Consider the following 21,663-nt stretch of genomic DNA (forward strand, 5'->3'; position numbering starts at 1 on the left):
CTGTCGCGGCGGGCCGGCTCACTCGGGTCGGCACGCCGCGAGGATCCGCGCGGCCACCTCGTCCTGCGCGGCCGAGCCGTCGATCCGAGCGAGCAAGCCTTGCTCGTCGTAGACGTCGGCCAGCGGAGCCGTCTCGCGCTCGTAGACCTCGATGCGATTCCGCACCACCTCGGGGTCGTCGTCGGCGCGGCCCTGCTCGGCTGAGCGTGCGTGCAGTCGGGCGAGGACGATGTCCGGGTCTGCCGTCAGCAGCACGACGCGCGAGAGCGGAGTGCCGCGCTCGTCGAGCATCGTCGAGAGGGCGCCCACCTGGGCGAGAGTGCGCGGATAGCCGTCGAGGATGAAGCCGTCGCGGGCGTCCGCTTCGTCGATGCGCTCGGCGACCAGGGCGTTCGTCACCTCGTCCGGCACGTACTCCCCGGTCTCGACGAGCGCGCGCAGGCGCCGACCCAGTTCGCTGCCGTCGGCGACGTGCGCGCGGAACAGTTCCCCCGTGGAGATCGCTGGCACGCCCAGCTCGCGGGCCAGAATGGCCGCCTGGGTGCCCTTGCCCACGCCGGGCGGGCCCATCATAATGACGCGCATCGCTCGTCCTCCTCGGTGTCGTCAGGTGATCGTAGCGGTGCAGCGCGGCGAAAGCGGTGCTGACGACGCCCGTAGGCTGGCGGGACGAGCCGAGGAGGAACGATGCCCGGAGCACTCGGTGCCGCGCAGGCCGCAGCGGATCTCGCGGCACTCCTGCACGAGGTGTCCGCCGAACTCGACGCTCGCCACGTCGCCGATCAGGCACTCGCCGAGTTGCGCACCCCCCGCGCGATCCTCGGCTTTCGTCGAAAGCCCGTCATGGCTCCGGTCACTCGCGCCTGGCGCCTCGGCGTCGTGCTGCTTGGTCACGGGGGCGAACTCTTTGCCACTGGCTCCGTGACGCGCGCGGTCGCTCCGCTGCACGCCAACAATCAGTCGGAGTCGCAGGAGGAGCGTCGGGAAATTCGCCGCGCCGCCTTCGACGGTCCGTTCCGCGAGGGCGAGATCGTCAACTACGGCTGGCGTCGCCTCCGAACGGACGTTGCCGCCCTCGAAGCCGGTGAGGAGCCGCTGGCACTGCGCGATGCCCAGGTGATGGTGCGCTGGGCGCCCCGCCTCGGCGAGCAGGGCCTGATGCCGCTGCGCCGCTATCTCGCTGAACGCCTCGACCTGTTGGACGCGGACTAACGCAGCGTCACTCCTCCTCGACGACCGGGTGGAACCACGGCGGGTACATCGCGACCCGGGGCGAGGCATCGACGCCCTCGAAGAGCGCCTTGACCCGTTTCCGGGCGGCGACGGAGGCGACGCCGACGGTCGCGACCTCGTCGAGGGGGAAACGCTCGGGCACGAGAGCCTCGGCGCTGCGCAGCGCCGGCTCATCGACCAGGAGGCGCGCGAAGGTGCGCACGAGGGCGTCGCCCTCGCTGAAGCGGGTGAGCACGTGCGAGGCGTCGCCATCAGTCAGCACGGAGGCGGAGGCGAGAGAGCCGACGAGGATGACGAACTGCGAGGCCGTCGTCTCCTGAGCGCTCGGCGACCAGTGCGGGGCGACGCGTTCTCCGCGCAGGTCGGCCCAGAGCGCGGCGTCGGGGGAGAGGAAGAAAGGGACGAAGCCCGCGACGCTCCTGCCGTCCTTCACTTGCACGGCTCGGCGGTGCTCGCGGGTGGTGTCGGCGCTCACGTCGACCGCCGGACGCTCGGTGAGCACCTGGTCGGCGAGGATCGCACCGGCGGCAACGATCGCCTCGAGGTTGTCGAGGTGGGTGACGTGGTAAATCCGCTGGGCCGCGATGTCGACCTTCGGCAGGGGCTTTTCCTTGGCCGTGCCGCGAGCCGCAGCACGAGCAGTCGCTGCGCGGGAGGTGCCGGGCACCCGGGCGGGGGCGCGCGTGGCGCGACCGACGGGCTCGGGGAGCTTGGCGGGGGAGCAGACGTCGCAGAGCGCGATGTCGAGGCCGTGGATGCATTCGGTGGGCACTCTGGAATCCTTCTGTGCGCGGTCTCGGGATTCCGGCACAGGGACGACGTTACGCGACCGGGGCGAGGCCGCGGCTCCCGGGCGGCGATCAACGGATGCTCAATCGCCCTGCAGAGCATCGCCTGGGAGGGGCCGGTCACCCATAACCTGGCGCGTAGCGTGATCGGGATGAAGCGTGTGCCGCCCGCCGAGGGCCAGGAATCCGTCTGGGACTACCCGCGACCGCCGAGGGTCGAGACCACCGGCGAGCACGTCGTCGTCCGGCTGGGCGGTGCCGTCGTCGCTGAGACGCGCGAGGCGCTTCGTGTGCTCGAGACGAGCCACCCTCCCGTCTACTACCTGCCCGCTGCATCGTTCGCGCCGGGCGCTCTCGAGCTTGCGCCAGGCCGCAGCTACTGCGAGTTCAAGGGCACCGCCGCCTACCTCACCGTGAAGGGTGGCGCGGGAGCGGTGGCCGAGGGCGCGGGCTGGACCTACCCGGAGCCGGCGCCCGGCTTCGAAGCGCTCCGTGACATGGTCGCGCTCTACCCCGGGCGGATGGGTTCGTGCACCGTCGACGGCGAGATGGTGCAGCCGCAGCCGGGCGTCTTTTACGGTGGCTGGATCACCTCCCGCGTGGTCGGCCCCTTTAAAGGGGCGCGTGGAACGCTGGGCTGGTGAGTGGACTGTGGCGGCTCTCTGTGCCCCTGGCAGCGCGTGGGACGTCACAGCGGGTAACACCGCGTTGTCGTAGCTCCCGCCGTGGAACCCTGGCAGCATCGCCGGTGGTCGGCGGTGAGGAGGCGGGACTCATGGCGGACGTGGCGAGCATTGCGAAGGAGTGGGGCTTCGCCACCCGGCAGTTGCACGCGGCAGGAGTCGAGGATGCTCTGCACGCGCGGCGCACGCCGATCTACCTCACCGCCGGATTCGGCTTCGACTCGTTCGAGGAGGGGCGCGAGCGCTTCGCCGGCGCGGACGGATACACCTACACCCGCGTGGGCAATCCGACGACGGACGCCGTAGAGCGACGCCTCGCTGCGCTCGAGGGCGGCGTGGAAGCGCTCGTCGTCGGGAGCGGGCAGGCCGCGATCACCGTCGCACTGCTGGCACTCGCCTCGGCGGGCGACCACGTCGTCGCCGCGGCCAGCCTCTACGAGGGCACCCGCAACCTCCTGCTCGAGAATTTCGCTCGCCTGGGCATCACGACGACCTTCGTCGCGGACGCCGGTGATTCCTCCGCCTGGGCGGACGCGATCACCGAACGCACGCGGGCCGTGCTCATCGAGCCGATCCCGAACCCGCGCAACGACCTGGTCGACATCGGTCTCGTCGCCGACGTCGCGCACCGCGCCGGTGTCCCTTTGGTCGTCGATAACACGTTCGCTACTCCGTATCTGCTCCGACCGATCGAGCACGGCGCCGACGTGGTCGTGCACTCGGCGAGCAAGTTCCTCGCCGGGCACGGCGCCGTCATCGCCGGAGTCGTCGTTGACGCCGGTCGTTTCGACTGGACGGCCCGCCCCGCGGCCTTCCCGCACCTCGCCGCACACGGTCCTGACCCCGCCCGTGCCTTCCTCCGCTACGCCCGCGACGTGGTCGCTTCCCGGATGGGTCCAACCGTCTCGCCGCTCACCTCGTTCCTGCTCGAGCAGGGTCTCGAGACCCTGTCGCTCCGTGTTCGGCACCAGTCGCGGAACGCCCTGCGCATCGCCCGCTGGCTGGAGCGGCGACCCGAGGTCGCACGCGTGGACTACAGCGGCCTCGCCTCCAGTCCGTCGCACGCGCTGGCGCGGCGGCTCCTGCCGCTCGGGCAAGGCTCGGTCTTCTCCTTCACGCTCCGCGGGGGTGAGGAGTCGGCGCGCCGCTTCTCGGACTCGCTCTCCGTGTTCACGCGGATGACCCATCTCGGCGACGTCCGCTCACTGGTGCTGCACCCGGCGAGCACCACGCACACTGGACGCCCCGCGGAACAGCTGGCCGCCGCCGGGATCGGGCCGGGGCTGCTCCGGCTGTCCATCGGCATCGAGGACGTGCAGGATCTGCTGGCCGATCTGGCCCGCGGCCTCGATGCCGTAACCCTGGCGCGAGTTCTGGCGGAGGCGTCGTGAGCGTCCCGCAGCACTTCGCCTGGTTCCTCTCTCGCGGTTTTGGCCCGCAAGCGTGGGGGCAGCCCGCCTGGGAGTGGGACCATTCCTGGACGACCTCCGACCTCTACCGCCGGGGTGCCCAGGAACTCGAGCAGGCCGGGTTCGACCTCGTCCTCATCGAGGACGCGCTTTCGCTCGGCTCCGCGAGCACCCTCGACCTTCGGGTGCGCCGTGCGTACGGCGGACCCAAGCACGACCCGCTCTTGCTCGCGCCCTCGCTCTTCGACGCCACCCGGCACCTCGGAGTCGCTCCGACCGTGAATCCGATGGCGTACAGCCCCTACCAGGCCGCCCGGCAGTTCGCCACGCTCCAGCATCTCGGTGAGGGCCGGCTCGGGCTGAACGTCGTGACTGATGTGGGCAGCAGTCGCCACTTCGGCATCGACCCGCTCCCGCATGACGGCGCCTACGACCGCGCTCACGAGTGGCTGGACTCCATCCGCGAGCTCTGGCGTAGCTGGGACCACGGCGCCCTCGTGCAGGACGAGGCGACAGGCCGTTTCGCCGACGGTGACCGCCTGCGCGCCGTTCAGCACCGCGGGCGCCACTACTCCTTCGACGGACCGCTCAACGCTCTGCCCTTCGACTCCGGAGAGCCGGTGATCGTGTCGCCGGGAGGGTCGCCCCGCGGCATCGACTTCGCTGGCGCGCAGTCCGGCGTGCAGCTGGCCCTCGCCCCGCTCGACACCGCCGCCGTTCGCGCCTACCGTGAGCGGGCGCGCGCCGCGGTCGCTGCCCACGGACGAGACCCCGACGACCTCACCGTGCTGTTCGTGGTGAAGCCGGTCGTGGTCGCGAGCCGGGAAGAGGCGGAACGTCTCGTCGCCGCCTCCGCGCACCCCGATGAGGAGGCGCTGCTGACCATCGCCGTCGGCCAGTCGAGCGACCTCGAGACCGATCTCACCGCGCTCGACCTCGACCGGCCGGTGCACCCCTCGGCCTTCGGCGAGCACGTGTCGCGCGGCAGCGTCGCCGGCCTCTACGGGAAGGCTGGCCCGGATGCTCCGCTGCGCGAACTCCTCACCGCCAAGGCCCGGCTCGGCCTGATCGCCGACCGGAGCGGCTTCGTCGGCACCGCGGAGGAGGTAGCGGACTTCGTTCAGGAGCTGGGCGAGGACGCGGACAACGATGGTCTCGCCTTCTCGGGCGACTTTCACCCGACCACGCTGCACCGGATGCTCGACGAACTCGTGCCGATCCTGCGTCGTCGCGGGATCCTCCGCCGCGGCTACCCGGGCGGCGGGCTGCGGGGGAGTCTCGCGGAGTTTTAGCTGGAATTGGTTCTGGCTGCTTCGCTAAGGTCGGGGCGGGCGTAGGCCCATTCGGTGGCGAGGGCGCGGTTGAGCAGTCGCTGATGAGATCAATGAGCGCGCAGCACTTGAGTGAGCGCGGCCTGTAGAGGTGTGAAGGAAGCTACTCTGCGTACACAGGATATTCCTGACACACAGGATAGTCAGGCGCGAGATACCTGGAAAGTACTGGGTTTGGAAAGTACTGGGTTTGTTTCTTGGTCTTCTGCTTCTCGCCCTTGGTCTGGTGGTAAATGGCTGAGCTGTAAGCTTCTGGGATGCGAGTGAAGAGTGTCGGACGCTCGGTGCGGGACCGGTCGTGGCGCAATTTAGCCTCCCCGCGAAGGTAGTCTGCCGGGACGGCTCTTCCCTCGTACCGCCCGGAACTACTGCCCTCATTGTGGTCAGCCTGAGCGCCAGCGTCGGTTTTATCGCCTTTGCTCTTGCGGCTCGAATTCGGTCTATGAGCCTGGCAGCTCGTGTCCTTCTCTCCGTGGGAGTCGCTTTCGTCTCCGCTGTACTTCTGCTTGTTGAGGTGTAACCCACGTCGTCGGGGAGGTCGTCGCTCAGGCCACCCGCCCATTCTCCCCCGGGGAACTACACCGAGACGAGTAGCGCGCGTGCCCCGTCGATCCCCGTCCCGTCGAGTTGCCAATCTGGGCGCACCAACGTCTCCGGAGTAACGCGGAAGCGTCTCTCCTCGACGCCTTTACCGTCCGGCCCGACGACGCGGTGGACGCCGTTCGGACGATAGCCGAGCGCCTCCGACACGCGAATCGACGCGGTATTCCACGACAGAGCAGCGCTTTCCGCGACCTCTGCCCCCAGGTGGTCGAAGGCGAAGAGTAGCGCCGCTGCCCGCATCTCGCGGCCGAGTCCGCGCCCCTGCGCGGAGTGCGTGAGCCACGAGCCGGAGGCGAGCGTGCGCGTCGCCGCGAAAGACTCGGCGACGATGTCCTGGCAGCCGATGACCACGCCGTCCTCGATCACCGCGAAGGCGACGCGCCAGGAGCTTGGCAACGTGTGCGCGCGCAGCGACCAGTGGTACCGGGCGAGCTCGGCGGGCAGCCGCTCTGCCGGTGCCTGCGCCCACGGCGAGGGAAACGGCGAGCGGTCGGGCTCGTGGATCCCGGCGACGGCCGCGGCACCGAGTCCTCCGAGATCGGCGTCGCGCACCGGATGCAGCACGAGCCGCGGCGTGCGCAACTCCAGCGAGAACAGGGGCCAGGGGTCGATGCTCATTCGAGCACGGTACAGCGGCGCGCTGGTGCTGGCCGATGCCACTCTGCGTGCCGCGGCGGGGCAGTCAGCGCATGACGTCCGTCATCCGCTCTCGCTGACAGCGCTGCGTGTGAGCCGGTGATAGGGGGCAGTGCTGCTCGCGACCGGCGGCTTCTACCGTTGTGAACATCCGGACGACGGGCGGCGGAATGGCTGCTCGGCCCGAGGAATCCCTCCCCATTCCGGACACCACCCCCTCCGTCGACTGCACGTCGACCAACCTCAGAAAGGTCCAGTCATGCCCAAGAACATCGCACTGAACGACATCGAAATCGAGACCCTGGTGAGCACCGAGGATCTCGAGGCTGAGACGGGCGGTGGAACCTTCGGAACCTTCGGCAGCGCGGGCTGCCCCGGTAGCTTCGGCACCTTCGGCTGCGGTAGCTGATCGGCGGGCGCTCGGGGGCCATGGGAGTTCGCATGCTCCCCGCCCCCGAGTTTGTCCAACCACCACGCACGTCGCCACGACAGCAACTCCCCGTGCGACGGAGTTGCCGCGGTTTCGGATCGCCATACCACGAGCGCAAGGAGAAGGGGCACGTGATGACTCCCGGTCGAGAGGCCCGACTGCTCGCCCATCTGGGTCTTGGCGGCCCGCGCGGTCGCCGCCTCCGCCAACTTTTCGCAGAGGCAGCCAGCGATCACCTTGTGCTGCGCCGCGGTCGGCTCGTCGCTGTGTATGGCGCGGACGAGATCCGCGCGATCACCGCCTCCGACGCGGTCCAGATGCCGACTCCGCGGTTCCCGCAGGCCGTGCGCGACGCCGTGCCCTCCTTCGTCGATCTCTTCGCCGAGACCCTTCCCTTTCGCGAGCCGGAGGCACACGCCCGGCTGCGCGGCATCCTCCTCAGCCATTTCACTCCGCGGAACGTGACGTCCCTCGACGCGCAGATCGCGGCTCTCGCGGCCGAACTCGTCGACGCGGCAGCGACGGGTGACACGGTCGATCTCGTCTCAGCCGTCGCCGATCCGCTCTCGACTCGAGTCATTGCGACCCTGATCGGCGCCCCCCGTCCGCTCTGGGAGGCACTCGATCGCGCGGGTCACGCGATGCTCGCGCGCGTCACCACCACCTACCTCGGAGAGGGAGCGGCCTCCACCCCGCCCATCGATGAGAGAGGCTTTACCCAGGTGTGCGCGCTGCTGCGGGAGATCCTGAGCGCGCCGACCCTGCCCGCGCACTCGGTCGGCGCCTCTCTGCAAGTGGCCGTCGCTGCTGGGGATGTGACGGCGCGCGAGGCACTCGGTCTCCTCATGCTGCTCTACATGACCGGCGTCGACACGGTGGCGGCCGCGGTCGCCACGGCCGCCCTGAACCTGCTCGAGCACCCCGATCGGGCAGCCGAGATCGCGCGCGACCCCCGTTGTGCGGGCCCGTTCGTTGACGAGGTACTCCGCTTGGACCCGCCGCTGCCCTACTCCATCCGCGCGGTGCGCTCGAAGGCGGAGGTCGCCGGCATTCGGCTTTCCCCGGGCGACCGCGTCGTGCTCTGCCAGGCGTCGGCCGGACTCGACCCGCGGCGTTTCCCCGATCCGCTTGCCTTCCTCCCCGGCGAGCGCCCGCCCTCGCTCTCCTTCGGTCACGGCCTGCACCGCTGTCTCGGGGCGGCTCTCGCTCGGCAGCAGGTGGCGGCGGTCGTCCTGCGACTGGCGACTCTCGGCGTGAGCGCGGAGTTCGACGACCTCGCCTGGACGCCTCTCCCGAGCATCCACACGCCCATCACGCTGCCGGTGCGGATTAGTGTCGCCGCGGGAGGAGCCGCATGAGGGCGCCGTTCGTCCCTCAGTCGCAGGAGGCCGATTGCGGTCCGGCTTGTCTCTCCTCCGTGCTCGCCGCGCACGGGCGCCTCGTTCCGCTCGGTGAGCTGGTCGCTGCCTCCGGCACGGGTCGCGGCGGCACCAGCGCGGCCGGACTTCTCCGCGCCGCCGCCGGACAGGGGCTCGAGGCACGCGCCCACCGCTTGATCGGTGACAGCGGAGTCCTCGTGGCCCGCCTGACCCTGCCGATGATCGCCCTGCGAGCCGACCATCACTTCGTTGTCGTCGATCGCGTGACGACGCACTCGGTCTCGGTCGTCGATCCGGCCTCGGGACGCTCGCTGCTGCCGCGCGGCCAGTTCATCGACTCGTGCACGGGCCTTTTCCTCTGCTTCACCCCCGGTTCCGCATTTCGCCAGGGCGGTCGCGCTCCCGCTGGCGCGTTCGGGCGACTGTGGCGGATGCTCGCTCCGGGCCAGCGCGTCATCGTCGCTCTCGCGATTCTCGCGAGCGCCGTCGCTGCCGCAACCGTGCTCGGCATGGCGGTCCTCCTGCGCGCAGGCGGGGCGCTGGAGTGGCCGCGGGATGCGCTCGTCGGTTGCCTCTTCGCCGCCGCCGCGGCCTCCGCGCTGGCCGGCTGGTGGGGAGCCGCAACCGTGACGGCGATCAGTGACCGCACGGTTCGGCCTGCCGCTCGTGAACTCGTCTCGCGGCTCATCCGCGTGACACCGGAGTTCGCCCGTGCTCGGTTCCTGGGCGAGGTGGCCACGCGTCCGCAGCGTCTTGACTCGGCCGTGGAGTCCTCCGCCGCCCTCGCCGTGCGCGCGGTCACTGCGGTGCTCACGGCCGTCATCTCCGTCGCGGCTCTCACGGTCATCGCGCCGCGCGCAGGGCTCGTCGCCTTTCTTGTGGCGGTCGCGGTGAGTCTCCTAGGCCGCTGGCGAGGGGAGGGCGCGGCGGCGCTAGCCCGTGCCGTCTCGTCGGCCGAGGCAGCCAGGGACGGCGAGTTGATGCACTCCCTCGGTGCCCTCGACGTCCTGCGCATGGAGGCGGCGCCCGAGGCCCTGCTCCGGCGCTGGCAGAACGAGCAGGAACAGTGCGATGCACTGGGCGAGCGCCTTGGGCGGCGCCTCATGCTCGGTGATCGCGCACACCAGGCGGTGAGCGGGCTGGGTGTCTCCCTGGTGACGGTCGTCGCGTGGCTCGACACGGCAGATTCCCTCGCTGTCGCGGTGATTCCGCTGCTCGCGGGCGTCGTCCTCGCCGGCGTCACTGCCGTTCTCGAGGTCGTGCCCTCGGCCGCGACGCTCCGGCAGGCGTGGGGCGTCCTTGATGACGTCCCGCCGATCACCCAGCGCGTCGAGCAGAGAGACGATGCGTTAGTTCCCGGAGCGCTGCGCTGTACCCGCGCCGTCTCCGCCCTGGGCGCCATCGCAATCGACCTCGATGTGGAGCCGGGGGAGCACCTGGTGATCACCGGTCGCAGCGGTGTCGGCAAGTCGACGCTCCTGCGAATGCTCGCCGGTGTGGACGTGCCCGCAGCCGGCCGTGTCGCTCGCGGACCAGGACTGGTCGGCTACGTCCCGCAGCGACCCCTCTTCCTGGACGGCACCGTCCGCGACGCGCTCGCCTTCGGGCGCGAGCTTGACGACGACGCGCTTGCCGTGGCGCTCAGGCTGGTCGAACTCGATGAGGTCGTGCGTTCACGCGGTGGTCTCGACGCCACCGTGGTGCACGGCGGTGCCAACTTCAGCGGAGGCGAGCGCCAACGCCTCGCTCTCGCTCGTGCGCTCGCGGGTGCGGCGCCGGTCCTCCTGCTCGATGAAGCTCTGAGCGCCGTCGAAGACGGGCTCGCTGCCCGCATCCTCGCCCGCTTGCGCGACCGCACCGTCGTCTCGGTTGCTCACCGCGTCACCGACGTCCCGGAGGCGCGCCTTCTCGTGCTCGACGGGGAGGGCCTGCACGAGGCCGCGGGTCGGTCAGGAGCCGCGCGGGTGGACGCGCGATGAGCGCCACGCGCGAGGCGCAGGGGTCGGTCTTGGCCCCTCACCTTCGCTCGGCCGCGCGCGACGTGCGCTGGACTCTCCTGCTGGCGGCGGCGGCGACTCTCGCCGCGACCCTCCTGACCGGCTCGGCTCTGCTGGCCGCGATCGTGCTGGTCCCGCAGGGGAGGCTCGCCGAGGCACTGACAGCGGCAAGTGTTCTCGTGCTCATCGGTGCGCTCGTTGGCATCGTCGCCGATCGGGCCGGACTCTCGGCGCAGCGGCGACTCCTCGCCCGGCTGGAGGAGTCGGTGTGGTCGGCGCTCCTGCGGCAACCTCTGCACTTCTTCACGTCGCGCTCGATCCGCGAACTGCTCGGTTACGCGGGCAGCATGAGCATGGTCCGTCGCCTCCTGGGCCCGCACTCACTCGAGGCGCTTCTGGCCAGCCTCTCGGTCGCGGCGATAACGATGATGCTCGCCGTCATCGATCCGTGGCTGGCCACGCGGGCGCTCATCGTTATGACGGGCATCGGTGCCGTCGCGCTCCAGCTCTTCCATCGTCAGCAGAAGCAGGACCTCGCAGTGATGCAGGAGGTGGAGTCGGCCCAGGCCACTCTCTACCCCGCCCTGATCGGACGCGACGAGGTCGAGGTCTTCCGGGCGCACAGCCACGTGCAGGCGCAGTGGCAGGCGAGCTTCACCCGCCAGAAGGACGCCGACCGTGCGGGCTTGCGTGTCGCCGACCCGGCGACCGCGGTGCTGCAGGCGACGCCGGCGATCTTCCTCGCTGTGCTCTGCCCGGCGGTCCTTGACTCGGGCGGGGGAGCGGTGGGGATCGGCACTCTGGCGATCCTCGCCGTCCAGCTGGGATCGGCGGTCGCGCGGCTCATTCCCGTGGTCCCTGCGCTCTTCTCGCTCGCGCTTGCCGACCGCCGCCTGCGGCCTGTCCTCGGCGGGGAGCGGCAGACCCGCACGACCGAGTCGGCCGCTGTGCCCCAGCCGCAGGCGGCGAGCGGTGCCGCCGGGCGTCTCGACCTGCAGGACCTCCACTTCCGTTTCCCCGGCGCTTCCACTCCGCTGCTCTGCGGCGCGAGCGCCAGCGTGGCCCCTGGCGAGATGGTCGCCGTCATCGGTCCGTCAGGATCGGGCAAGTCAACGCTCCTGCACCTGGTACTCGGCCTCGCATCACCCGAGGGCGGCGCTGTCCTCCTCGACGGTGTCGATGTTTGCCGACTTCCCGAGCAGGATCTGCGCCGGCGTCTCGCCGTCGTCGCGCAGGGCGGTGGACTCCTGCGCGGCACGCTCCGCGAGGCGGTGACCGGCTTCCGGGAGGGGATCGACGACGCGGCGATCCGACTCGCACTGCGTCGCGCCGGGTTGGATGACCTCGTCGCGAGCCTCCCGATGGGCCTGGAGACGAGGATCAGCGACGGTCGCAGCGGTTTCTCCGGGGGAGAGGAGCAGCGGATCCTGCTGGCGCGAGCACTGGTCGGCGCACCCTCCGTTCTGCTGCTCGATGAGGCGACGAGTGCCCTCGACCCGACGACGGAGGCCGAAGTGGTCGCGGCGGTCGCGGAACTCCAGGTGACGCGGATCGTGGTGGCCCACCGCCTCAGCACGATCCTGTGCGCCGATCAGGTGCTGCTCCTGCGCGACGGTCGTCTCCACTGCGTCGCCACCCGCGACCCGCACCGTCTCGCCTCGCTCGTCGCGTCGGCCTCCCGCCGCGATCTCGAACCCTGCCCCCTTCTCACCCCGCAAGGAGTCCGTCCATGACCGTCCCCGTCCTGCGTTTCCGCCGCGACGAGAGCATCACTCCCGTTCCCGGTGACGGCGTCTTCATCACCTCTGAGCGCGGCGCAAGTAAGCGACTGCACGGTACGGCCGTCTCAGCCGCGTTTCCCCTCCTGGATGGCACGCTCAGCCGCGCCCAGGTCGTGGATCGGCTCGGCGCAGTGCTGGGCGAGCGTGCGGCGCACCACGCCGTGGAAGCACTGCTGAACTCCGGCCACGTGATCGAGGCGGACCCGGGAATCGACAGCGCGCGCGCTGGCTACTTCGAGCAGCTGGGCTTCGACGCCGACGACGCAGTTCGCCGACTCGACGCCGCGACGCTCGACGTCCTCGCCCTCGGTCGTGCCGGTGAACTCGACATCGACGCCGCCCTTCGGGGGACGGGCCTGCCCGTCACCCGCCACCGCGAGCTGCGCGAGGTACCGGAGTCGGCTCGCTTCCTCCTGGTCGTGACCGACGATTATCAGCGTGCCGAGCTCAGGAGCATCAATCGCGAGGCATGTCGACGGGGCCTGCCGTGGATGCCGGTGCGTCCGTACGGTGAGTCGGCGTGGTTCGGCCCGATGGTCACCCCGGGTGAGACTGCGTGCTTCGAGTGCCTGCACGTGCGCCTGCACAGCAAGAATCTCTCCCAATCGTACTTCCGACAGCGAGGGGCGCTGTGCGGTGACCCGGTGCCCACTGCTCTCGGGCTCGCCTCCGGGACAACGGCGGCCCTCGCGCTCGCAGCGCACGCGGTTGCTGTCCGGCTGGCTCGTCCGGCCGAGGTGCCCACGGAGGATGCCCGCCGGGCGGGCGACGTCACGACCGTGGACCTGGGCACCCTGCGCTCCGTCCGCCACCGACTTGACCCACGTCCGCAGTGCGCCGTCTGCGGCGACAGCACCCTCCAGACCGACAGGATGGCCGCGCCCGTGCGGTTGCAGTCGCGAGCGGCCGTGACCACGGGCGATGGGGGCCATCGCGCGATGAGCCCGGAGGACTTCACCGCCCGCTACCGGCACTTCGTGAGTCCGATCACCGGGCCCGTCAGCCACCTCACCGAGATGCCGCGCCACGGCGAGGACCTTTTCGTCTATACGGCCGGTCAGAACTTCGCCGTCCCCATGCGGGGTCTCGCCGATCTCCGGGCGGGGCTGCGAAGCCTGAGCTGCGGCAAAGGCAAGTCACGCGCTCAGGCCGAGGCGAGCGCCCTTGGTGAGGCCATCGAGCGCTACTCCGGCCTCTTCCACGGCGACGAGCCGCGGGTACTCGCCCGCTGGAGCGAGCTCGGCCCCGACCGCGCTGTGCATCCCAACACGCTGCACCACTTCAGCGAGGCGCAGTTCCGCAACCGCGACGACTGGAACGCTCGCCCGTCGCACTTCCACTGGGTGGGCGATCAGCTCGACCCGGACGCACAGATCGAGTGGACGCCGGTGTATTCGCTCACCCGCGAGCGCCACATCCTTGTCCCCACCTCCGCACTGTTCTACGCCTTCCAGCCGGAGGCGAGCCCGTTCAACGCCTCATCGAACTCCAATGGCTGCGCAGCCGGCTCGTCGCTGGAGGACGCCGTGCTGCAGGGCTTCATGGAGCTAGTGGAGCGCGACGCGACCGCGATCTGGTGGTACAACCGCCTCCGCCGGCGCCGGATCGACCTCGACAGCTTCGATGATCCGTACGTCTCAGCGTGGCGGGAGCAGTACCGTCGGCTCGGACGGGAAGCCTGGGTACTCGACATCACGACCGACCTGGGCATCCCCACGGTCGTCGCCGTGAGTCGGCGGACGGACAAGCCGGCGCAGGACATCCTCTTCGCCCTCGGCAGCCACTTCGACCTGGGAATCGCCGTGGGACGCGCGCTCAGCGAGATGAACCAGTTCCTCTCGCCGGTGGCCGATATGCCGTCGGACGGCACTGGTAGCTACCGCTTCGATGACGTGGCGCAGGTGGAGTTCTGGAAGACCGCCACCATCGAGGACAACCCTTTCCTCGCGCCAGACGACTCCCTTCAGCCGGTCCGCTCTGGCGACTACGAGGACCTGTCGACCGGGGATCTCGCGGCGGACGTGCGAACCGCCCAGCGCATCGTCGAGGAGGCGGGGATGGAGATGCTTGTACTGGACCAGACCCGCGTCGACATCGGCCTGCCCGTGGTGAGGGTGATCGTCCCGGGTCTTCGCCACTTCTGGCCGAGGTTTGCGCCGGGACGGCTCTACGAGGTCCCCGTGCGGAGGGGATGGCTCGACTCGCCCACTCCCGAGGACGAGCTGAACCCGATCGGGATCTTCATCTGATGGGCACCTTCACCGCCCGCGCGCAGAGCGTCCCCACGTCGCCGATGGGCAGCCGCACTCGGTCCCTCGGCCTGCGACCGGGAGTCGCGTTCGCCGATTCGGGAGACGGTCGCCTCACGGTGAGCGTCCGCGGCACCCCGGTAGCCCGTCTGACGGGGCTCTCGTCGGCTCTGTCCCGAGCCCTCGCCGACCTCGACTCGGCCGCCACCTCGATCCTGGACGAGGAGTCACTCGCCGCCGAGTTCGCTCGTCTGCCGCAGATGGTCCGCGGATGTGTCCTCACCGCCGTCCGACTCGGGAACCGGACTCTGGCGCTCGCCGAGCCCCTGCGGGCGGGGGAGTCTCCGATCGAACCGGTGCCGCTCGAGCCGGCTGACCTCGTCCGTTCTAGCCCCTTTTCGTACAGCCATCGACAGAACGACGAGCTGCTTATGGAGTCGCCCGTCGCCGGGTCTCGCGTCATCGCCCTCGATGACGGCCTGGGCCTCCTCCTCGCCGCGACCGCGCGTGCCTCTCGCGTCGATGACCTCGAGGGGCGGCTCGCCTGCGTCCTCCCCGCCTCGGCCGCGCGCGAGATCCTGGAGCTGATGCTCGGCGCGGGCGTCCTTGAGGTGGCGGAGCGCACATCCGGGACGTTCCCCAGCGAGACCGACCCGGTGTTGCGCCAGTGGGACTTCCACGATCTGCTCTTTCACTCCCGGTCCCGGTTCGGCCGCACGGCGGAGCCGTTCGGCGGGATTTTTCCGCACACCGGTCGCATCGAGCCCCGGCCAGCCGTCCGGGAGCGCCATGCGGGGCCGCTCATCGATTTGCCGGCGCCGTCGTTCACCGACGTCCTCCAGCGCGATCCGTCTCTCCTCCTGGCAATGGAGACCCGACACTCCTGCAGGACATTCGGCGAGCAGCCGCTGACCCTGGATGAGCTCGGCGAGTTCCTGTTCCGGACCGCGCGGGTCTCGGCGGTCCGTGAGCCTGGCCCGGGCCTGCTCTACCAGGCGTCCCATCGCCCGTATCCCAGCGGAGGCTCGGCCTACGAGCTCGAGCTGTATCTCACCGTGCGTCGTGCGGCAGGTCTCGAGCCCGGTAGCTACCACTACGAGCCCGACGCGCACCGCCTTCGACGGCTCGATACCTCCGGGACCGATCGTGAAGCACTGCTCGCGGCCGCCTCGCTCTCGGCCGGGGGCACCGTGCAGCCGGACGTGCTCCTCACCATCACCTCGCGGTTCCAACGGTTGCAGTGGAAGTACCGCTCGATTGCCTACGCCGTCTCGCTCAAGCACGTCGGGGTGCTGTATCAGACGATGTATCTCGTCGCCTCAGCAATGAAGATCGGGGCGTGCGGTCTGGGCAGCGGCGACAGCGAGGCGTCGGTTCGGGCGTTCGGTCTCGATTACCTCGAGGAGTCGTCGGTCGGCGAGTTCCTCCTCGGCTCCGCTCCGAGCGCCTCCCGGTCGCTGCCGTCTCCGCGCGACGAGGAAGACGATCAGGGCTTCCCGGGCGCCGACTGGGGCATCAGGGCCGCTCGCGCCCGCGCCTGAGAGGTGCGCGCGCAGGGCCGCGGCTCAGAGCCAGCCGGCGGTTCGTGCTGCGGTGACGGCCTCGGAGCGGGTTGTCGCGTTCAGTTTCGTCATGGCGTTCGACAGGTAGTTGCGCACGGTGCCCTGACTGAGGTGCATCGCTGCCGCGATCGCTGCCGTCCGCCGGCCCGCGGCGACGTGCCGGAGTAGCTCGATCTCGCGCTCCGTAAGCGGGTTGGCTCCCGCGCGAAGCGCTTCTGCCGCGAGCTGCGGGTCGATCGCCGTGCCGCCGGCGGCGACGGTCCGGATCCCCTCGGTGAGGCGCGAGCCGGTGGTCGACTTGACCAGGTAGCCGTTCGCGCCGGCGCTGAGCGCTCGCGGCACGTGTCCATGACCGGGAAGGGCAGTCAGCAGGAGAATCGCGCAGTCGACCCCCGCCGCCCGCAGATCGGCCGTGGCCTCGATCCCGTTGCGGCCGGGCATCTCGACGTCGAGCAGCGCGACGTCGGGTCGTAGCCGGAGGGCCGCCTCGACGACGAGGTCGCCGCGCGTCACGCGTCCGACGATCTCGAAGTCCGGTTCGATGCCGAGCAGCACCTCGAACGCCTCCGCGACGAGGTCGATGTCCTCGGCGATGAGAATGCGCAACGTCCTCACGTCAGCTCTCCCGATCGATCCGAGTGGACGGGGGGAGTCGATGGGGGTGAGGTCCGCCCATCGACGCCGACCGCAGCTGAGGAACGCAAGCCGCTGATGCCGACGGGGAGCCGCGCGAGCACACGGAACGTCCCGGGCTCCGGACTGCCGGCCTCCAGCACGCCCCCGATCGCCTCCCAGCGCGAGCGGAGGCTTTGCAGCCCCGTCCCGCGCGTGTTCCTCGCCGTGTTGACCGGGCAACCGTCGTTCGCGATCGAGAGTTCGAGCACCCCGTCATCCTCGCTCACCCGAACCCAGCAGCGCCGAGGGCGTGAGTATTTCAGCATGTTGGTCACCGCCTCGCGCACGATCACGGCAGCCAGTCGCTGCGTCTCTGTGTCGCCAGCGCCGTCGATTCGGCTGTCCCAAGCGATCCCGACCTGCTCGCAGAGTTCCTGCGCGCAGCGCAGCTCGACGTGGAGGTCGGCGGAAACGGGTCCGTTAGTGAGTGAGCGCAGCGCCGCCTGACCCTCAGCCACGATCGCGCTTGACGCACGCAGCTGCACCGCAGCCTCGTCAGTGCTCCCGAGCTCGAGGAGGCGCAGCACGGCCTGCTCGCGCAACGAGACGGCGACAAGAGTGCGGCCAAGGATGTCGTGCAGATCCCTCGAGATCCGGTAGCGCTCCTCGTCGACCCTGAGTCGCGCCACCTCCTCGCGGGTGTAGACGAGGCCGTCGGTGACGACGGCGAGGCGAATGGGGATGTACATCGCGAAGACAGTGAGCACGGGCATCGTCACGAGCAGGCTCAGATCGTCGACCGACCAGTCGGGCGTGCTGAAGACCTCAAGGACGAGGTTCGTCAGGACTGCGCAGAGCGCGATCAGCCCCGGCCCACCGCCGTAGGCGAGAAAAACGCACGCGGCCCAGACGCAGCTCAGAGTCCAGTCCGCCATCCATCCGCTTGCGAGGACGAGGGGCCCAACGACGATCAGCGCCAGGAGGAGAGAAGTTGTGCGGGGAGCACCGGACGCTACTCTCACCGACGCGACGGTCACGATCGCCACCACGATGATGAGGCCGAGCTGCGCAGCGACGGAGGTTGGCGACGGAGGGGTACTCGGCTTGGTAGCAATGATCATCGACACGATGAGGAGGAAGACAGCGATCAGGACGCTGCCAACGAAGCTGACGCGCGATTCCGCCGACAGCCGTCGCCATCGGATCACTGGTGTTCCCTCAAGTTCGTGCACTCGTGCAGCATACGGAAGCAAAGCTCGCCTCCGGCCGTCAAGAGATGGCGACAGCATCACCGAGAGATGCTGTGACCAGATCAGAACTCGCCTCTCCCGTGTCGTTCCTGGTCAGGGGAGTCGATGCTGGTCGCGTCGTGTCCGTTTTTGACGTGTCGCGAGTGGTGGCGCACTGCGCTGTGAGGGGGGAGGGTCAGCGTTCGCGCCGACGACGAGCGAGATTGCGCACCAGTCCGATCGCGCCGGCGCAGACGCCGAGAGCAATTCCGGCCACGAAACCGAACTGGTTGAGGAAGGTGGAGATGTCCACGGTGAGGTCCTTTCCGATCGGGGACGAGCAGTCACCGCGTCCGCGGGTCCCACCGAAAGAAGGAGTTGAAGAGCATGAGCCCGAGTCCCGCCCAGACCCCCAGAAGCACGAGGGCATGCCAGGTCGAGCCGAAGCCCTCCATCACGCCCAGTTGCCCGCCGACCGAGGAGCCGGAGACGTCGTAGCCGAGGTAGGCCGTGCGCACGGTGTCCACGATCTCGGCCGAGGGAACGTAGGGCCTCACAGAGTCCAGGACTGGCGTGTCCGGCATCGTGGCGAACGCGCCGGAGAAGAAGAGCAGGGCCGCCAGCACGGGCGTGACGATCCACGTGGCGATCTCGCCCGAGGGCAGCAGTCCCGACACTCCGAAGGCGAGCATCGCGAGGGCAGTGAGCCCCACCAGTACGACCACGATGAGGAGCGGCCAATTGGCCGGCCACTCCACGCCGAGCCAGAGGCGTCCGGCGACGATAACCACTGTCACCTGCACGACCGCCGGGATCGCGCTAGAAATTGCCTCCCCGAGCAGCACTGCGTGCGCGGGGACGGGAGCGCAGCGCAGGCGTTTGTAGATGCGCTGCTCCCGCCTCCTGGCCGCCGAATTGATGACGTTGTAGACGACGAAGACGAGGGCGACGGCCAGGCCGCCTGAGAGCAGCCATGACCGCGCCGACACGCCCTCGATCCGCGCGTCGACGTCGGCGAGGGCGGCGGGAAGAAGCCCGAACGCGAGCGGCATGACTGCTCCTACCAGGGCGAAGGCGACGTCCTTCCAGTACACGCGCTGGCTGAGGGCCACGTGCGCGGCCAGGAGGCGGAGGGTGCGCATCGCGGGAAGGGCAGAGTGCGTCGCAGCAGGGGGGGTCATCAGTGTCCTCCGTCGTGGGGGTTGTCCTCGGTGGCCAGCGTGAGGAAGAGGTCTTCGAGCGAGGAATGCGAGACCGTGATCGCGTCCAACTCGAGGCTCAGCCGCGACGCGCGCTCGAGGAGCCGGGTGAGGTCGGCTTGTGGGCCGGTGCTTGCGAAGCTCACCGCGCTGCTCCCAGCGCTCGGGCGCACGTCAGCGGCGAATCCTCGCAGCAACTCCTCCAGCTGTGTGCCGAGGGCCCTCGTCTCGAAGGCGACCGTGCTGGTGCGGTGAGAAGCAAGCACCTCGGTCAGCGTGCCCTGCACGCGGATCGTGCCGCGGTGCATGATCGCCACGCGGTCGGCGAGCTGCTCTGCTTCGTCGAGGTAGTGGGTGGTCAGGATGACGGTGAGTCCCTCATCGACAAGCGAGCGCACGATCTCGAGCGAGCGGCGACGGCCCTCCGGATCCATGCCCGTCGTCGGCTCGTCGAGGAACAGCAGCTCGGGGTGGCCGAGCAGCGCGAGAGCGAGGTCGAGTCGACGGCGCTCGCCTCCAGAAAGCTGCTTCACCCGGACGCGCGCTCGGTGTTCGAGGCCGACGAGATCAAGCGACTCCCCGATCGTCCGCGAGCGAGGGTAGAAGCGCCGCCACGAGCCCACAGTCTGCGCCACCGTCAGGTCCTCGAAGAAGCCTGCGTCCTGCAGCATGATCCCCTGGCGTGGTGCGATGCGATCGTGGTCGACGAGCGGGTCGGCGCCGAGGACCCGGACCGAGCCCTGCGTCGGCGCCCTGAAGCCCTCCAGCACGTCCAGGGTTGTGGTCTTGCCCGCCCCATTCGTGCCGAGCAGGCCGAAAACCTCGCCCCGGCGGACCGAGAAATCGATACCGTCCACAGCGCGGGAGCGCCCGTACTCGACGACCAGTCCTGCGACGGTCACGGCGGTGTCCTCGTCGTCGGCATCGCCGATCAACGGAGGCGAGAGTGGATTCGACGCGATCATCAGCCCAGGTTGGCTGGACTGCCGGTCCTCGAGCAGAGTGGGGTATCACCGGTATGGCATGACAGTTGTCATCTCTCGCGGCGGACCCGAGGTGAGACGGCGCCGTCAGCCGCCTGCGATGCGTCACGGGAGATCGGCGTCAATCCGCCCCGCGGTACCGGTGGTGGGACTCGAACCCACACGCCCTCTCGGGCAGAGCATTTTGAGTGCCCCGCGTCTGCCATTCCGCCACACCGGCTCATCACGACCCTGCTGAGAATACCGTAGGCTTCCGTGCGTGACTGACCAGGAACCCTCGTCGACCGCGCCCCGTCGGGTCGTCGTCGCCGAAGACGAATCGCTCATCCGCCTCGACATCGTGGAAATCCTCCGCGATAACGGATTCGAGGTCGTCGGTGAGGCCGGAGACGGCGAGACCGCTGTGGCACTCGCTACCGAGCTTCGTCCAGACCTCGTCATCATGGACGTCAAGATGCCTCAGCTCGACGGCATCTCCGCTGCCGAGCGCCTCTCGAAGGCGCATATCGCGCCGGTCGTCCTGCTCACTGCTTTCAGCCAAAAAGAACTCGTCGAGCGCGCCAGCGAAGCCGGTGCCCTCGCCTACGTCGTCAAGCCGTTCACGCCCAGCGATCTGCTTCCCGCGATCGAGATCGCTCTCTCGCGCTACGCCCAGATCCTCACCCTCGAAGCCGAGGTCGCCGACATGGTTGAGCGCTTCGAGACCCGCAAGCTGGTTGATCGCGCGAAGGGCCTGCTCAACGAGAAGATGGGGCTCACCGAGCCCGAGGCGTTCCGCTGGATTCAGAAGGCGTCGATGGACCGCCGCCTCACCATGCACGACGTCGCCCAGGCGATCATCGAGCAGCTCAGCCCGAAGAAGGCGTAGCGCCCGTTCGTTCACGGCCAGAGGCGGGTGCGCTCCCACGGGGAGTCGCCCGCCTCCGATGTTCCCGCCCGGTATTCGAGGCGCACATGGTCCTGCTCGGGCGCGGCCGACCCCTGCCAGAACTCGATCCGCTCCGGCACCACGCGGTAGACGGCCCAGTCGCGGTCGAGGGTCGCGGGGGAGCAGCCGACGGCGACGCTCGTCTGCAGAGTCACGAGGCCGAAGTCCTGAGCGGTCCGCATCGGCTCGCTCTGACGACCGACGAGGAGCGCCGTGCGTGCGGCCTCGGACCGGCGGCGGAAGTCATCGGCCGACTCCCGCGCCGAGGCCCGTTCGACGGTGCCCTCGACGCGGACTTGCCGACCCTGCACGGGCCAAAAGAAAGTCAGGGCCGCATGCGGGTTCTCGGCCAGTGCGCGTCCCTTCGGGCTCGATGCGTGCGTCGAGAACGCCCAGCCGGTGGTGTCGATGTCGCGCAGCACGAGAATCCGCGCCGAGACAGTTCCGTCGCCGGCGGCCGTCGACAGGGTGGCACCGTGGGGGAGTAGCTGCCCGGCGTTCTTCGCCTCCTCGAGCCACTGCGCGAAGAGCTCGATCGGGTCGGCGGGCGCCCCCTCCGCATCGAAGTCGGGCAGCTCCCGCGGCAGGGACGGGAGGCTCTTGAGGAGATCACGAACAGTCATCGCAC

Annotated in this window: 19 protein-coding genes and 1 tRNA gene; 11 read left to right on the plus strand and 9 right to left on the minus strand. The window is 69.7% G+C overall.

All coding sequences use genetic code 11. From position 1 onward, the window contains the following. Positions 1-18: 18 nt before the first annotated feature. The gene (locus HRF29_RS01060) at positions 19-585 is read right to left on the minus strand and encodes an adenylate kinase (protein ID WP_173243374.1); all 567 of its coding nucleotides are present in this window, start codon (positions 583-585) and stop codon (positions 19-21) included. Positions 586-687: 102 nt separating this feature from the next. Between HRF29_RS01060 and HRF29_RS01065 the strand changes: the two genes are divergently transcribed. Further along, positions 688-1,212 (plus strand): hypothetical protein, encoded by a 525-nt coding sequence (locus HRF29_RS01065; RefSeq protein WP_173243377.1) that lies wholly within the window; start codon positions 688-690, stop codon positions 1,210-1,212. 7 nt (positions 1,213-1,219) lie between these two features. On the opposite strand, the gene HRF29_RS01070 is transcribed toward HRF29_RS01065, so the two are convergent. Beyond that, entirely contained in the window at positions 1,220-2,005 is a 786-nt protein-coding gene (locus HRF29_RS01070) for a DarT ssDNA thymidine ADP-ribosyltransferase family protein (RefSeq protein WP_173243380.1), read from the minus strand. Positions 2,006-2,173: 168 nt separating this feature from the next. Between HRF29_RS01070 and HRF29_RS01075 the strand changes: the two genes are divergently transcribed. From HRF29_RS01075 to HRF29_RS01085, 3 genes are all read left to right on the plus strand, one after another. Next, complete coding sequence (locus HRF29_RS01075; protein WP_173243383.1) at positions 2,174-2,665, plus strand: DUF427 domain-containing protein; 492 nt, start codon at positions 2,174-2,176, stop codon at positions 2,663-2,665. 131 nt (positions 2,666-2,796) lie between these two features. Beyond that, positions 2,797-4,095, plus strand: a complete 1,299-nt coding sequence (locus HRF29_RS01080) for an O-acetylhomoserine aminocarboxypropyltransferase/cysteine synthase family protein (RefSeq protein WP_173243386.1) — start codon at positions 2,797-2,799, stop codon at positions 4,093-4,095. After that, a complete protein-coding gene (locus tag HRF29_RS01085; RefSeq protein WP_173243389.1) occupies positions 4,092-5,405 on the plus strand; it encodes an LLM class flavin-dependent oxidoreductase in 1,314 nt (437 codons plus the stop codon). The genes HRF29_RS01080 and HRF29_RS01085 overlap by 4 nt, the downstream gene beginning before the upstream one ends. 615 nt (positions 5,406-6,020) lie before the next feature. Here the strand turns inward: HRF29_RS01085 and HRF29_RS01090 are convergent. Beyond that, entirely contained in the window at positions 6,021-6,665 is a 645-nt protein-coding gene (locus HRF29_RS01090) for a GNAT family N-acetyltransferase (RefSeq protein WP_173243393.1), read from the minus strand. Positions 6,666-6,942: 277 nt separating this feature from the next. On the opposite strand from HRF29_RS01090, the gene HRF29_RS01095 reads away from it, so the two are divergent. The 6 genes from HRF29_RS01095 to HRF29_RS01120 all read left to right on the plus strand — a co-directional run bounded on the left by HRF29_RS01095 (position 6,943) and on the right by HRF29_RS01120 (position 16,060). Beyond that, positions 6,943-7,092, plus strand: coding sequence for a hypothetical protein (locus HRF29_RS01095; RefSeq protein ID WP_173243396.1), 150 nt, complete (start codon positions 6,943-6,945; stop codon positions 7,090-7,092). A gap of 155 nt (positions 7,093-7,247) precedes the next feature. Next, positions 7,248-8,471 carry a cytochrome P450 gene (locus HRF29_RS01100; protein WP_173243399.1) on the plus strand — a complete coding sequence of 408 codons (1,224 nt, stop codon included), beginning with the start codon at positions 7,248-7,250 and terminating at the stop codon, positions 8,469-8,471. Next, on the plus strand, positions 8,468-10,471 hold the full coding sequence (locus tag HRF29_RS01105; RefSeq protein ID WP_173243402.1) for a cysteine peptidase family C39 domain-containing protein: 2,004 nt from the start codon (positions 8,468-8,470) through the stop codon (positions 10,469-10,471). The genes HRF29_RS01100 and HRF29_RS01105 overlap by 4 nt, the downstream gene beginning before the upstream one ends. Beyond that, positions 10,468-12,222 carry an ATP-binding cassette domain-containing protein gene (locus tag HRF29_RS01110; protein WP_173243405.1) on the plus strand — a complete coding sequence of 585 codons (1,755 nt, stop codon included), beginning with the start codon at positions 10,468-10,470 and terminating at the stop codon, positions 12,220-12,222. Before HRF29_RS01105 ends, HRF29_RS01110 begins: the two co-directional genes overlap by 4 nt. Continuing rightward, positions 12,219-14,519 (plus strand): TOMM precursor leader peptide-binding protein, encoded by a 2,301-nt coding sequence (locus HRF29_RS01115; protein ID WP_173243408.1) that lies wholly within the window; start codon positions 12,219-12,221, stop codon positions 14,517-14,519. Before HRF29_RS01110 ends, HRF29_RS01115 begins: the two co-directional genes overlap by 4 nt. After that, positions 14,519-16,060, plus strand: a complete 1,542-nt coding sequence (locus HRF29_RS01120; protein ID WP_173243411.1) for a SagB/ThcOx family dehydrogenase — start codon at positions 14,519-14,521, stop codon at positions 16,058-16,060. Before HRF29_RS01115 ends, HRF29_RS01120 begins: the two co-directional genes overlap by 1 nt. A 24-nt stretch (positions 16,061-16,084) precedes the next feature. Here the strand turns inward: HRF29_RS01120 and HRF29_RS01125 are convergent, their stop codons facing one another. The 5 genes from HRF29_RS01125 to HRF29_RS01145 form a co-directional block, all read right to left on the minus strand. Further along, on the minus strand, positions 16,085-16,696 hold the full coding sequence (locus HRF29_RS01125) for a response regulator (protein WP_173243414.1): 612 nt from the start codon (positions 16,694-16,696) through the stop codon (positions 16,085-16,087). Further along, positions 16,693-17,904: a histidine kinase gene (locus tag HRF29_RS15250; RefSeq protein ID WP_173243418.1), complete on the minus strand. Its 1,212-nt coding sequence runs from the start codon at positions 17,902-17,904 to the stop codon at positions 16,693-16,695. Before HRF29_RS15250 ends, HRF29_RS01125 begins: the two co-directional genes overlap by 4 nt. Positions 17,905-18,269: 365 nt before the next feature. Then, entirely contained in the window at positions 18,270-19,106 is an 837-nt protein-coding gene (locus HRF29_RS01135; protein WP_173243421.1) for an ABC transporter permease, read from the minus strand. After that, positions 19,106-20,089, minus strand: coding sequence for an ABC transporter ATP-binding protein (locus tag HRF29_RS01140; RefSeq protein WP_173243424.1), 984 nt, complete (start codon positions 20,087-20,089; stop codon positions 19,106-19,108). The genes HRF29_RS01135 and HRF29_RS01140 overlap by 1 nt, the downstream gene beginning before the upstream one ends. A 155-nt stretch (positions 20,090-20,244) precedes the next feature. Then, a tRNA-Leu gene (locus HRF29_RS01145) sits at positions 20,245-20,327 on the minus strand. A 39-nt stretch (positions 20,328-20,366) separates the two neighbouring features. On the opposite strand from HRF29_RS01145, the gene HRF29_RS01150 reads away from it, so the two are divergent. Next, positions 20,367-20,975, plus strand: coding sequence for a response regulator (locus tag HRF29_RS01150; protein WP_173243428.1), 609 nt, complete (start codon positions 20,367-20,369; stop codon positions 20,973-20,975). 11 nt (positions 20,976-20,986) lie between these two features. Here HRF29_RS01150 and HRF29_RS01155 read toward each other — a convergent pair whose 3' ends face one another. Beyond that, positions 20,987-21,658 carry a pyridoxine/pyridoxamine 5'-phosphate oxidase gene (locus HRF29_RS01155; RefSeq protein ID WP_173243431.1) on the minus strand — a complete coding sequence of 224 codons (672 nt, stop codon included), beginning with the start codon at positions 21,656-21,658 and terminating at the stop codon, positions 20,987-20,989. Positions 21,659-21,663: the final 5 nt, after the last annotated feature.

It is taken from the genome of Rathayibacter agropyri (assembly GCF_013249015.1).
GTDB lineage: Bacteria > Actinomycetota > Actinomycetes > Actinomycetales > Microbacteriaceae > Rathayibacter > Rathayibacter agropyri.